Source organism: Brevefilum fermentans, assembly GCF_900184705.1.
Classification (GTDB): domain Bacteria; phylum Chloroflexota; class Anaerolineae; order Anaerolineales; family Anaerolineaceae; genus Brevifilum; species Brevifilum fermentans.
On sequence record NZ_LT859958.1, the window covers coordinates 1,445,387 to 1,458,932 of the forward strand.

Here is a 13,546-nt window from a genome sequence, read left to right on the forward strand (position 1 = left end):
TTTCTAAGTTCAGTTTAGGTAATTGCCTCGATGAAACTGATGCAATACCAACGGCTATTGTACCTTATAATTGTGTTAATCAAATTATCTATGACAATTATCCAGATAATTGTTGAGGTTTATCGCAATGTCTCAAGAAAATATATTTCTTAACAAAAATAACTTGATGAACAAAGTAGTTGCGCGCAATGGCAAGCTTGGATTTGACGCATGTGAGATACTCTCCGCTGCAATTCATGCGGTTGACCCATATACCTGCACCTTTAAACGAGTCCATCTACAAAATAGGAAGATTTTCATCGATCAAAATGTTTTTGACCTCAACCAATTTAAACGAGTATTTCTAATCGGTTTTGGGAAAGCCGCTGTGCCAATGGCAAGAGCAGTAATTGATAAACTGGGTTCTGTTCTTTTTCAGTCCATGGTTATTACAAAGGATCCAAAATTCATGGCTGAAAATGGTTTAAAAAACAAATTGCGTGTATATTTGGGTGGACATCCGCTCCCATCGAATGATTCGATTAATTCAACACAATTGATACTGCACAATCTCCCGGAAATGACGAAAGAAGATCTGGTGATCGTAGTGATCTCAGGGGGTGGGTCTGCGCTTTTCACCAATCCTGTTCGTGGCATTACTCTTGATGACCTGCAAGCATTGAACAGAATTCTATTGAAAAGCGGCGCTGATATTGAAGAAATTAATACACTCAGAAAACATCTGGACCAAGTGAAAGGGGGAGGGCTTGCTGTTCGCCTTCAACCTGCCAGCGTGGCAACATTAATTCTATCTGATGTAATTGGTGACCGGTTGGATGTCATCGCTTCAGGACCAACAGTCCCAGATCCGACCAACTATCAGGATGCAATCGATGTTCTTGATCGCTATGCCGTTCTTGATCAAGTGCCTCGAGCGATTTTGTCCCATCTGGAAAAGGGTAGAGATGGGCTTGTCCCAGAAACGCTCAAACCAGGGCAAATACCAACGAAGAAAAACTTGAATATTCTTGTTGGAACAAATTTCCACGCAGCAGAAGCTGCGCTGGAAAAAGCAAAGGCTTTAGGCTATTATGCAACTATCATAACCTCAGCTTTGACAGGTTTAACAGAACACGTAGCGAGTTTTATTGCTGGCATTGCTTATACCGCGCTGGCATATAATCAACCTGTTTCAAGACCAGCCTGTATTATTTTCGGTGGTGAACCTACAGTCAATGTCACTGGAGACGGTTTGGGCGGGAGAAATATGGATTTAGCATTAAAATTAGTGCCAAGGTTGGCAGAAAAACACGGTGTTTTATTTATCTCATTTGCGAGCGACGGTGAAGACGGTCCAACCGATGCTGCTGGGGCAGCCATCGATGGGTTTGTTTTCCGTGAGGGCATGGAAGAATTAGGATTGGATATCAATGACTACATCAATAACAATGATTCATATCATTACCATGAATCCCTGGGGGGATTGATCAAAACCGGCGCAACGGGAACTAATGTCAACGATTTGATGCTCTTGCTGATAAATTGATCCGTTGAAAAATTTCTTAATTATAATAAATTTCAAATGGCTACAATATTATTAAAGAATATTCTAAAATCAAGAAAACGATCTCTTTTTTGCTGACACAATTCTCGCTTTAAGGTATAAATACAAGTTGCTTTAGAATGGTTCCCCAAATATGATCAATCTGGAGATGACTTTATTATGAAATCTAAAAATAAGCGCCTGTATGGACAGGCATTGTTACTGATCTTCCTGACCGCGGTGTTCTTAATATCAAGCCTGATGATTTACCTGGGGGCGACCCGATTTCGCTCAATGCTACCGATATTTCAACTGCTGGACGGATACAATGAAGGGTCTTTATTGGCGCCCAAACCCGATGCAAACCCGGGTGTGGCCGATTTAGAGCCATTTTCTGGGGTTCAGTTATATATGATTTTAGGATCAGATTATCGCCCAGAAGCTGGACTTCGGACAGATACGATTATCCTGGTCGCCTTAGATGGGAGCTCCGGAAAGGCAAGCATAGTTTCTTTTCCTCGGGACCTATGGGTATCGATTCCAGGTTATGGTGAACAGCGTATCAATACGGCCATGCAGATGGGCGGTTTTCAGTTGCTAGCTGACACGTTGCAAACGAATTTTGGCGTTTACCCAACGCAATATGCGTTGATTGATATGGAAGGTTTTATGAAAGTGATCGATATTCTGGGTGGGATTGAGGTCACTACCGACAAATACACAGCCGATGCTTGTGAAACCTATCTCAATCCGAATAAATGGTGTGAGGTTCACCCTGGAACGATCACCATGGATCGGGATTGGGCTTTATGGTATGTCAGGGCACGTTACAACTCCAGCGATTTTGACCGGATGCGACGGAATCAGGAAGTGGTCAAGGCGATTTTTAATAAATCGATCAGCCCTGAAGGATTGATAAAGATGCCGCTTTTGCTGGAAATATTTAATACCCAGGTTGAAAGCAATATTAATCCGGACAAAATCTTGCCTATGGTTAAGTTTGCTGGAAAAATCAATAGCGAAGAAGGTGTCAGAAAATATATCATCGGTCCCAATGAAGTTACCAGTTGGACCACACCAGCAGGCGCCAGCGTGTTGCTCCCCAACACTGAAGCCATTCAAGCCATTTTGCAGGAAGCTTTAACCTTTGATTAATCAAACCGATGGAGATTATTTTGTTATTCTATCGGAAATCAAGTACAATTATCAATACAAAATATAATCTATGAATTTGGAGGAACAACACACATGAAAGGGCATCCTGAAATCATCGAAATTTTGAACGAACTGCTCGCTGATGAACTTACAGCCATTAACCAATACATTCTACACGGGGAGATGTGCGAAGATTGGGGTTATGAGAAGCTTCATGATGTTATTGAGAAGCGCGCCATTACAGAAATGATTCACGCTGAAAAATTGATCGGGCGAATTCTATTTTTGGGTGGTATGCCGATTGTCTCAAAATTGAAGGAGATTCACATTGGTGATGAGGTTTTGAAACAACTTGAGAACGACCATGCGGCTGAATTAGATGCAATCAATGCGTACAACAAAGCAATTGCCAAAACCATTGAACATGGCGATAATGGCACAAAGGTCCTGTTGGAATCAATCCTTACGGATGAAGAAGATCACATCGATTGGATCGAGGAACAGTTGGACCAAATTGAACAGGTGGGCTTCCAGCGTTACCTCAACAAACAGTCGTAATTCCCTGTCAAAACACTATCCAAAAGAGGAGCAGCTCGTATGCTGCTCTTTTTTAATTAACGACGTATGTTAAAATTTTTCAGAAAACCACTTTTGAATAAGTGACAGAAATGCACCTGGGGCTTCCTGGTGGGGCAGGTGCCCAGCACCTTGAATTATGGCTTTCCTGGCATTTGGCTGGATATTCACGATCGCGTCTGAATTGGCTTCTGAGAAAAGTAGATCAAATTCTCCGCGTATGACCAGTGTGGGGTGCTGAAAGTTTTTCAATTTCGCGGGTAAATCTGCTTGTAAATGTTTGATCCAGGGTGCAAGATTCCTTAATGTGGACAAGTAAGCTCTACGCTGACCATCATCCCATACGCGTTGATTGACTCGATAATATAAAAAAGATCGATCTTCCTGTGGGAGAGCCTCAATTTGATGATAGACATTATTTAACGAAGCATAAGCTGCATCCGGGTCATTGCGCAGCCTGGTATAGAGCCATTTACCCACCGCTGGCAGGCTCATCAATCGCAGGCTCCAGTCCTGCATCGTCTGTGGCTGGAACATGGAACCGCCAACGAGAACCAATCCATTGATGCGTTCGGGGTGACTGAGTGCTATCTGATGAGCTAAAATTCCGCCCAATGAACTGCCCATCAGGGTTGCATCTGGGATAGCAAGCTGGTTCATCAGGCCAACGATTGCGCTGAGGAAATAATTAGGTGTGTAATCCACATCCAGCTTATCAGAGCGTCCAAAACCGGGCAGATCAAGTGCAATCACGCGAAAATTGTCTGATAGCGGCGCATAAACATGCCGCCAGGTATCCGCCTCATCCCCCAGCCCGTGAATCATCATTAGAACCGGTTTGTTAACCTGGCCTGTATCAAAAAAGAACAGGCGCAGCGCAGGTTTTTTGAGTTCGATCTGTTGGCCATACCTGGCTAATGCGGGCCATGGTTCCATCGGTGTTTGATAGATTGTGTTCCTTTTAGACATACTCAACCTTCCTGATTTGTTAGAATTTAGAATGTCGTTTAATTATAAATAATATTTTCCAATTACGTATGGTATATCAAAAATAAAAGAAAGTTGCTCAATCCTATTCTATTATATTGATAGTAAATCTTTGTAAAATAGAAAAAATTAATGATATGATGACTGTCATCAATGCGCATAAAAGAAACATAGAAACATGAGAAAGGAGGGCCCAAATGGCCAAACCTAACAAGTATGCTCCACTTTTATGCACTATTTTCATGGTAATTGCCATCATCGGCATTGTCCTTGGCTTTGTTTTTAAACAAGCCCTTATCCCAATCATTCTTTTACTGCCAACCGCAATTTATGAAGCTTATCGAACAGAAGGTAAATCCACTAAAACGGCTTCTATCGTTTTGTTGGCGGTTTTGGTCGCGTTGATGTTCCTTGTTCTATTTGATGTTCAAATTAATATTACTGAAATCCTTGGCTCCGACCAGCAGTACATAGGCGGTTACTGGGTACCTTTAGGTGATCTGCGCATTGTCGCTACAACAGTGATTACAATTATCTCGGTTATTCTGTTTACCAGAACAAGGGGGGTGTATACCAGATGGTTGGCTGTAATTATTTTTGTGACATCTTTTGTGATCATCTATCTGATTGACCCGGCTGCTTTTGCGGACTTGTTTAAATATGGGATCGATGAGGCATTACGCCGCTTTTAAAAGCCACGAACGACAAGTAAAACAAAATATTTTCGATAATTTTTTTCCGTTCGCGCGGCAATGCTTGGGTTAAATATTATCATTGAACCATCTCAATTATTTTTTTTGAGGTTGTGTGTATGTACGCCAGTGGCACTTTTTACGATGAATAAGCAGGGAGCAATCCCCGCCTCATCCTGGTAAGCGGAGTGGACTTCTTGGATGAAGCCCAATTCCTCCCCCTGACTTACAAGCGCCAAAGCGCACCCACCAAACCCTGCGCCCATTAAACGCGCACCGAAGCAACAGGATTGGTTATTTGCCAAGTCAACGATCAGGTTCAAAGCATCACTGGATACCTCGTAATCATCTCTCAAACTGGCATGACTTTCATTGATGAGTTTACCCATTGATAGCAGATCATGATTTCGCATCGCGTGGACAAATTGCAAAACCCGAGAATTTTCGCTAATAACGTGTTTGGCGCGCTTATAGAGGATTTCAGGAATGACGGTTTGCATTGCATCTAAATCAGATTGGCTTGCTTCGCGCAAGCTATTTACATTCAACAAGCGCGTGACTTCTTGGATTTCTTTGTGCCTGGTGTTGTATGCGGAGTGTGTCAGTTCTCTGCGGGTGGTGGTGTCCATGATAATAAAACTTACATTTTCAGGGATGGGTACAAATTCATAATTCAGTGTTTTACAATCCAGCAGCATGGCGTGGTTTGTTTTTGCATCGGCTGAAATCAACTGGTCCATAATTCCAACATTCAAACCAATCCAATCGCGTTCAGCCTTTAAAGCGATTAATGCCAAATTGGTCGGATCAATGGAAATATTGGATGAAAGGATAAAAGTTTTTCCAATAGCTATTTCAAGCGCTGCAGACGAAGATAACCCGGCGCCAATGGGGATATTTCCCGAAACCACACCCTGCCAACCCTTCAATGGATACCCATCATCGGATAGTGCCCAAATTATTCCTTGGAGGTAATCAATCCAGGAGGTTTTTTGTTTCTCAAAATGAGATAATTGTGTTTGATAAAATTCATCAAAATCAACTGAATAGACAGCAACAAAACCGTCCTGCCTGGGAGAGAAAAGGATGGCGACATCGCGATCTATGGCTACTGGCAGCACAAAGCCTTCTGAATAATCCGTATGTTCACCGATCAGATTAATCCTGCCTGGGGCGACAACGATAGAGGCAGGTTCCTCTTTGAAGTGCTGCTTGTAAATTGCGCGAATTGTGTTTATGCGGGCTTGATCCATTGCTGTTAACCTTTTTACCACAGTGGTTGATTTCTGGTATTGATTAAATTGGCGCACAGGTTTTCCTGATTACCAGAGAAGGGGATAATCGGATCACCTCTGGATGGAAATCTGGCTTTTGGATCGCTTCAATCAGCGTTTTCACGGCTAACCGTCCAAATTGCTCGATTGGCTGTTTAATAGTAGTCAATGGAGGGTCAATATACGCTGTAATGGGCAAACCATCAAAACCAATCACAGAAACGTCCTGAGGGACGCGCAACCCGGCTTCTTTCAGGGCTTGAAGTGCCCCGATCGCCATCCAATCATTCAGGGCAAATATCGCTGAGAAGGGTACACCATAGCTTAATAGCTTGTCGATTGCAGCTTTGCCCGATTCAGCTGTCCAATCTCCGTTCATGATCAACTTCTGATCGACTTCAAGATTTTCATCCCGAAGAGCTTTTTGAAAACCCGTTAAACGATCACGAGTACTGGCCTTATTTTCCGGTCCAAGGATTATTACAATCGACGTATGGCCCAGGGAAAGCAGGTATTTCGCCGCGATGAAACCACCCTGTTCATCATCCAGGCAAATCGCTGGCACTTGCTCAAAAACGGGTGCATTTTTTATGTAAGTAATTGGCATTCCCTGATCGATTATCGGTAGCAAATGATGGTACCGGTGATCATCACGCGGATTGATGACTAACAAACCATCTACACGGCGGTTGATCATTTCATCCATTACTGGGGGAAATTGAATGTCCGTTTCAGCGCTGGCGAATAAAATAGAAAACCCATAATCCTGAGCAGTGTGCTGAGCCGCTTGAATAATGGATGAAAAATTAAAATCAGTAAAATTTGGCGTAATGCATCCTAAAGTTTGAGTTTTCCCCTTCATAGAACGGGCGATTGGATCGGGCGTATATCCCATAGCTTTGATCACATCTTTAACCTGTTTGCGGGTGTGGGGGGCAACATCGGGTTTTTGATTAATAACACGCGATACTGTTTGCTTGGACACGCCAGCCTTCAGTGCCACATCAGCAATGGTGATCCGTTTTTTTTGACGCATCGAGCACTCTCCGAAACAATGATTGGCGATGTTAGCGATCTCGGCATCGATACCGTGACCGTTACCATTAATATAACAGACCAACACTCCGGTTGTCAATAGATAGGGTCTGAAAAGACGTGTATTAAAAATAATGAACTCCAGCAATTTGCTGGAGTTCAAAAGAAAGGAGATAGAAATGAAGCCAAATGCAAATTAACGCGTTAAAACTAATAATTCAATCAGGGCGCACCTGTCAAAACGCCCATATTTTTTGCTTGTGAGATCGCTTGAATGCGATTTTCAGCCCGCAATTTACGATAAATGTTGCTCCTGTGGCTTTTAATGGTGTTAGAGGATAGAAAGAGCACTTCACCAATTTGTTTATTCGTTAATCCTTTTGCAATCAGTTGCAATACATCGGATTCCCTCTGACTTAAAAGATTGTCAGAACAGGACTTAATTACAGATTTTGCTTGATTTTGGAGATTAGTATGCAGGATATTTCGTATGTTTGTTAAGAAACCTTGATGGCCATTTTTATTTTCATAAAGGTTTATCAGCGGCAGAAGAGATTGGCCCATCAGAAGAAAGTCGCCCTGGTTGTTATCCAACTTAGCCAGAGCAACGGCTTTAGAAAAAGCACAAACCGCCAAGTCATCCTTCCCGATTTGTTCATAGGCAACAGCCAGGGCTGTCAAAGATCGAATAATATAGGAATTCGCGCTCTGATGCATGAATTTTGGAATAACTGCACGTAATATCTGGATCGCATGCTCTGGTAGGCCGTTAAGAATATAAATTCGTGCTGCAATGGGCAGCGTAAGCCCGAGTTCATACCCATAACGCTCATAGAGCTCATCAGGCGGAACTCCATCAAAGCCACTTGTAACAAGCCAATCAAAGGCTTGCTCGTGATGGCCCTCTTCAATTAACAAACGCGATTTTAACCTATTTGCCTGCTGAAGGTGAACCTTTGCATAAAAATCGCTTTTCGTCTGAATTAACTGAAATAAATCGTCCAGCAACATGTGAGCGGTGGATAAATTGCCCTCTCTAATATACGTTTCGCATAGATTTTGGTGTGCTGTAAATGCATACAATATTTCTGAATGGCCCGCAAGCTGGATCGCTTTTTGTAAATAAGATTTCGCTTCATCAAGACGATGCCAGAATAACATGAGGTGTCCGTACCCCGATAATAGCTTTATGGTATGGGGATTTTGTTTGACATCATGGTCATTGATAAATCTAAGACTTTTTTGGTAGATGGTCTCAGCTTCGGATAAGCGTCCCTGGACTTTGCGGATATAGGTGAGGTAATTGTAAGCTGCTAAAACGCTGCCCCAATCTTCGAGTTGATAGCCTGACATCAAGAGTTTTTCAAACCAGATTGTTGCATTTCCCAGGTCGTTTTTAATCGTGTAAGCCATTCCCAAGTTGCGCTCAACGATATGCTGAAAGTAGGTATTGCCTGGTTTGATCAGCTTAAGTGCTAATTTTGATTGCTTGATACCCTCCTCAGGATCTTTAAAATAACTGGAAATGATTGCGCGTAATGCAGCAATTTCACCTGTATGACTTTGTGTATGATCCAGTTTTTCTGCCCTGTTCAATACGGCATTGATATTCCCTGGACCCTCTTCACAAAACAGCAAGGCTGCAGCATGATAAATGATCAGTTGGGGTGAGGTTTCAAGCAGGTCGCTTGCTTGCTGTTGAATGAAATCAAGGCAAGATTGATAATTGCCAGACAACAAAAGCATTTTGGCATGACAAACAGGGTCAACTATCGCTTGTTCAGCATGCATTTCTGTGACAAAAAGGCTTGTAATTTGTTGTTCAGTCATGGTTCGACCCAATTGGCAATGCAATGCCAGAGGAAAGTCGGTTATCAGAACAGCCCGTTTTTTGAGCCAAATCCTGTCGTTTAAAAACTTCAGAACGTGTTTCTCGATAGCCCGGGGCCAGATCTGGATCAATGAAGATGGTTCAGCCGATTGCCTGCTTATTAAAGTCTAACATGCATGTAAGGGTATCGAACCATACTGCAGTAGGGTTTTTTGAGAGAAAACTCATAAAATTTACATTTAACCCCTCGTTAATAAGTGCCTGAGCGTTCGTTCAGGCACTTATTTCAATTGAATTACGAATGAAATCTTTCAAATCTCCTGACAGCTTTTCCAGCGATTTTTTATGAAGATACATCATATGACCTGCCTCATAATAGGTCATTTTGATGTCAGCGGAGAGCTTTTCTGGCAAGGGGATGTGATCGAAGGTGTATTCTGCTGCTAAAAATGGGGTAGCCAAATCATAATAGCCATTACAAACAATTACTTTAAGTCCTGGATGGAGCAAAAACCCAAGTCTGAGGTCCTGAGCTGTATTCACATAGTGGTTCTGGTAATCCTCGTATTTCCAACTCTGATAGAGCGACTTTAGAATCTCATAAGGAAGATCGGTCTCGTATTCCAGGTCACGCCGCAAATAGTCATACATCGTTGCAGTGTATGGACCAAGGATGATCGCATAACTCGGATCGAGCTCATTTCTTTCTCCGACCCGATCTTTATCAAAACCTTTAAACCGACTGTCAAAGCGGCCGATCGTGTAGCCTTCATCGCGAAGAAGTTCTTTGCAAAAACGATGAATATTGATGCGATAATTCGATCCCTCAATATATGATTCATTTAAACCGGTCAAACGAGCAAGCTTGGCAGTGACTGCTTTACGTTCATCTGCATTGAGGCGATTTCCCTTCATGAGAGCCACTGTGTAATCACCCAGGGCATATTCTCTCGCTTCGTTGACAGCAGTTTCAAGGTCAGTTTGCAAATCATCAGGGAGTTTATGGTGGAACCAAGCTGATGCAGTGTATGTGGGAAGGAACAGAATGTAAGGCAGGTCGTTGCCTTCGTCAAAGCTTGCAGTCAAAAAATTCAAAATTGACGAAACAAACATGATTCCATTTAAATACATTCCGTAACGTTGCTGGAGATAGCCTGCCAGGCCTGCTGCACGAGTTGTACCATAGCTTTCTCCAATAATAAATTTCGGTGATACCCAGCGTTTATTGCGCGTTGTCCAGATGCGGATGAATTCGCTGACTGATTGAATGTCTTTTTTGACATCGTGAAACTGTTCGGGTTTTTCTTTAGGGACAGTACGACTGTATCCGGTACTGACTGGGTCGATGAACACCAAATCGGTTAGCTCGAGAAGCGAATATTCATTCTCCACAAGGCGGTAGGGCGGTCCGATAGGATTGCCCTCATCATCCATCAAGACCCGTTTTGGCCCCAATAATCCCAGGTGTAACCACACAGACGATGAACCGGGTCCGCCATTGAATGAAAAAGTCACCGGTCTTTCAGAATTTTCGTTGTCTTTCGTGTAGGCTATGTAAAAAATACTAGCTTTTTGTTTTTCGCCCAGCTCAACATCTTCCTCTTTGAGTACGATCGTACCCGTTGTTACTGTGTATTCCAATTGAGCGCCGTTGATTTCAATTTTATGCTGGGTGACCGAGGAAGTTTCTTCAACGATTGTAGGCTTTGTGGGTTGTTCTGGTTCTTCAGTGATGGATTTGTTTTTATTTTCTGTACTCATAATTAACCTTTCAAATAGATTTCAAATAAAATGACCTGTGAAACAGGGGGATTCCTTTTTGTTTTTCTTGCATTCCAATGGCCATAAACAAAAAACAATTTGTATGTCCGTTGCCTGGATTCACAAAAAGCTGCATGGTTTCGGTACGCGAAGACTTTACTCACGGCAATTGTACTTGATCTGCCCAAAAATTTGTTTTTTAATGTCAGTTTTCGATTATTAGTATATAAAAAATGGAAAGATAACCATGGTTTATACTTAAAGCCAATCAAAAATTCAATAAGCAGGGATTAATTTTGGAAGATATTGTTCGTAGGAGGTTTTGAGAATCTGGATTCCCTTCTAACCTCAACGGGCAGGGGAGGATATGCTGAAATTATTCAGAACATGGATATATAACAAATCATTGTATGGTTGACAAGACTTCTCCGGTATACTTTGGATATGGTCATAATTTCTGGATCTGTTGAGCGAATCACATACTTTAATCCGGATAATGGATACACCGTCTTGAAGATGCGCCCAGACAGCGCACAGAAAGGACGCATTGTCGGCTTAAACCTTGATGGGCTGCTGACTGTAATTGGGAATTTCCCTGAATTATCCCCAGGAGAACATATTCGGGTTGAAGGCGATTACACGACCCATCCGAAGCATGGCTTGCAATTTAAGGGAACAAAATGCGAAAAATTACTGCCGGTTACAGAGGTCGGCATTGAGCGTTACCTGGGATCTGGCTTAATAAAGGGTATCGGGCCACAACTGGCAAAACGCATTGTTAGTCATTTTAAGAGGGAAGCCCTCGAGATCATTGAATCCGACCCCGGTCGTTTGAGTGAAGTGCCAGGTATTGGAGTAGAGCGTACTCGAAAAATTGTCGAGGCCTGGGAAGAGCAAAAATCAGTCAAGGAGATTATGCTCTTCCTTCACGAACACCAGGTAAGTACCAATCTCGCTGTGAAAATCTACAAAACCTACGGCAATAACGCATTGAATATTGTCAGAGAAAATCCGTACCAGCTCGAACAAGATATTTACGGGGTTGGTTTTAAAACAGCTGATCGGATCGCTCAAAACCTGGGATTGCCATCAAACTATCCTGCGCGGATAGAAACCGGAATTATTTATTTAATCAAGGAGATGATCAATGAGGGCCATGTTTTTACCCCTCAAAATCAACTTTCTGAACGCGCACAAGCGCTATTAAACGTTGATGCAAATCTTATCCTGAACAGCATTGAACAATTGGCCGCGGCCGATCGCATTCGCAGAGATATTTTCAGCCAGTCTACCACTGATACTGATAAACCATTATCGGGGAGATCTGAAAATACACCTGACTATGGGGAACCCATGGTTTACTTAATGCCCTTTTATTACAGTGAAAAAGGAGTTGCTTCTTATCTTAAAAGCTTGTTGGCGTACCCGGTAAACACTTGGCAAGCATCGCTGGAGTTTGAATCAAAAGGTTTATCTGATGAGCAGAAAGCAGCGCTGAAGACCGCGATGAGCCATCCGGTTAGTGTTTTAACGGGTGGACCAGGTACAGGAAAGACCACCTGTCTAAAAGCTTTAATTGAGGTCCTTGAGAGCAATAATATCGTCTATGCGTTGGCTTCTCCAACAGGAAGAGCAGCAAAGCGGCTCTCGGAAGCTACCGGGCGTCCAGCCAGTACGATTCACCGACTGCTGAGGTTTTCACCCGAAGGAGGATTTCAACACGATGAAAATAACCCGTTGAAAATAAAATTTTTAATTGTCGATGAAGCTTCCATGCTCGATCTGGTGTTAACCTATCATCTTCTGAAACCGCTTCAACCCGGGACTCAGGTACTATTTGTTGGCGATGTTGATCAACTTCCATCGGTTGGAGCTGGGGATGTGCTACGAGATATCATCACCAGTGGCGTTGTACCGGTATCGCAGTTGAAGACCATTTTTCGGCAATCGCATGATTCCCAAATTGTTGCCAGCGCGCACATGGTGAATCGGGGACAAATGCCCATTTTTTCAAAAACGCAGGATGGTGATTTTTTTCTCTTTCCCGCTGAGGATGCAGCAGCCGCTGCAAAGTGGATCCTTGACCTGGTTACCGTGCGTATGCCGGAAAAATTTGCCCTCGACCCAGTGAGGGATATCCAGGTTTTATCGCCATTGTATCGCGGTGAAGCAGGAGTCGACGCACTAAACCTGTCCTTACAAGAGAGCCTCAATCCAGCGCATCTCCAAAAAACCGAACAAAAAATTTTAGGAAATCTTTATCGTACCGGAGATAAGGTCATGCAGATTCGGAATAATTATGAAAAAGATGTATTCAATGGTGATATTGGCTTCATTGAGCACATTGATCCCATCGAACAAAACCTGACCTTGGTTATAGATGGATCGCGCAAACTCGTCTATGATTTTGGAGAATTAGACGAGATTGTGCTTGCTTATGCAATCTCAGTTCATAAATCCCAAGGATCGGAATTTCCCGCAGTCGTCATGCCAGTTCTGACCCAGCATTATGTCATATTACAGCGCAATTTGCTGTATACAGCGATCACCCGAGCTTCAATGCGGTGCGTCCTTGTTGGAAATTACAAGGCACTTCGCATAGCTATAGACAATAACCGTGTTTCACAGCGTTATTCACACCTGGCTGAACGCATCAAACAATGATTATTCTTCGCTGAATGCGAACGCTCAATTTGGTTCCTTGATATAATTT

Annotated in this window: 10 protein-coding genes; 5 read left to right on the forward strand and 5 right to left on the reverse strand. The window is 42.8% G+C overall.

Features of this window, described 5'->3' with window-relative positions:
- The first annotated feature begins 127 nt into the window (after window positions 1-127).
- From CFX1CAM_RS06335 to bfr, 3 genes are all read left to right on the forward strand, one after another.
- Window positions 128-1,525: a glycerate kinase type-2 family protein gene (locus tag CFX1CAM_RS06335; RefSeq protein ID WP_087862214.1), complete on the forward strand. Its 1,398-nt coding sequence runs from the start codon at window positions 128-130 to the stop codon at window positions 1,523-1,525.
- Window positions 1,526-1,702: 177 nt separating this feature from the next.
- Window positions 1,703-2,677: an LCP family protein gene (locus tag CFX1CAM_RS06340; RefSeq protein ID WP_087862215.1), complete on the forward strand. Its 975-nt coding sequence runs from the start codon at window positions 1,703-1,705 to the stop codon at window positions 2,675-2,677.
- Window positions 2,678-2,770: 93 nt separating this feature from the next.
- Window positions 2,771-3,235, forward strand: a complete 465-nt coding sequence (gene bfr, locus CFX1CAM_RS06345; RefSeq protein ID WP_087862216.1) for a bacterioferritin — start codon at window positions 2,771-2,773, stop codon at window positions 3,233-3,235.
- A gap of 69 nt (window positions 3,236-3,304) precedes the next feature.
- On the opposite strand, the gene CFX1CAM_RS06350 is transcribed toward bfr, so the two are convergent.
- Window positions 3,305-4,222 (reverse strand): alpha/beta fold hydrolase, encoded by a 918-nt coding sequence (locus tag CFX1CAM_RS06350; protein WP_087862217.1) that lies wholly within the window; start codon window positions 4,220-4,222, stop codon window positions 3,305-3,307.
- A gap of 215 nt (window positions 4,223-4,437) precedes the next feature.
- Here CFX1CAM_RS06350 and CFX1CAM_RS06355 point away from each other — a divergent pair, with 215 nt between their 5' ends.
- Window positions 4,438-4,932 carry a hypothetical protein gene (locus CFX1CAM_RS06355; protein ID WP_087862218.1) on the forward strand — a complete coding sequence of 165 codons (495 nt, stop codon included), beginning with the start codon at window positions 4,438-4,440 and terminating at the stop codon, window positions 4,930-4,932.
- A gap of 92 nt (window positions 4,933-5,024) precedes the next feature.
- Here the strand turns inward: CFX1CAM_RS06355 and galK are convergent, their stop codons facing one another.
- The 4 genes from galK to CFX1CAM_RS06375 form a co-directional block, all read right to left on the reverse strand.
- A complete protein-coding gene (gene galK, locus CFX1CAM_RS06360; RefSeq protein ID WP_157891761.1) occupies window positions 5,025-6,185 on the reverse strand; it encodes a galactokinase in 1,161 nt (386 codons plus the stop codon).
- A gap of 43 nt (window positions 6,186-6,228) precedes the next feature.
- Entirely contained in the window at window positions 6,229-7,242 is a 1,014-nt protein-coding gene (locus CFX1CAM_RS06365) for a LacI family DNA-binding transcriptional regulator (RefSeq protein WP_087862220.1), read from the reverse strand.
- A 221-nt stretch (window positions 7,243-7,463) separates the two neighbouring features.
- Window positions 7,464-9,071, reverse strand: coding sequence for a LuxR C-terminal-related transcriptional regulator (locus tag CFX1CAM_RS06370; RefSeq protein WP_157891762.1), 1,608 nt, complete (start codon window positions 9,069-9,071; stop codon window positions 7,464-7,466).
- A gap of 274 nt (window positions 9,072-9,345) precedes the next feature.
- Entirely contained in the window at window positions 9,346-10,833 is a 1,488-nt protein-coding gene (locus CFX1CAM_RS06375) for a S10 family peptidase (RefSeq protein WP_087862222.1), read from the reverse strand.
- Between the two features lie 444 nt (window positions 10,834-11,277).
- Between CFX1CAM_RS06375 and recD2 the strand changes: the two genes are divergently transcribed.
- Complete coding sequence (recD2, locus tag CFX1CAM_RS06380; RefSeq protein WP_087862223.1) at window positions 11,278-13,497, forward strand: SF1B family DNA helicase RecD2; 2,220 nt, start codon at window positions 11,278-11,280, stop codon at window positions 13,495-13,497.
- Window positions 13,498-13,546 lie beyond the last annotated feature (49 nt).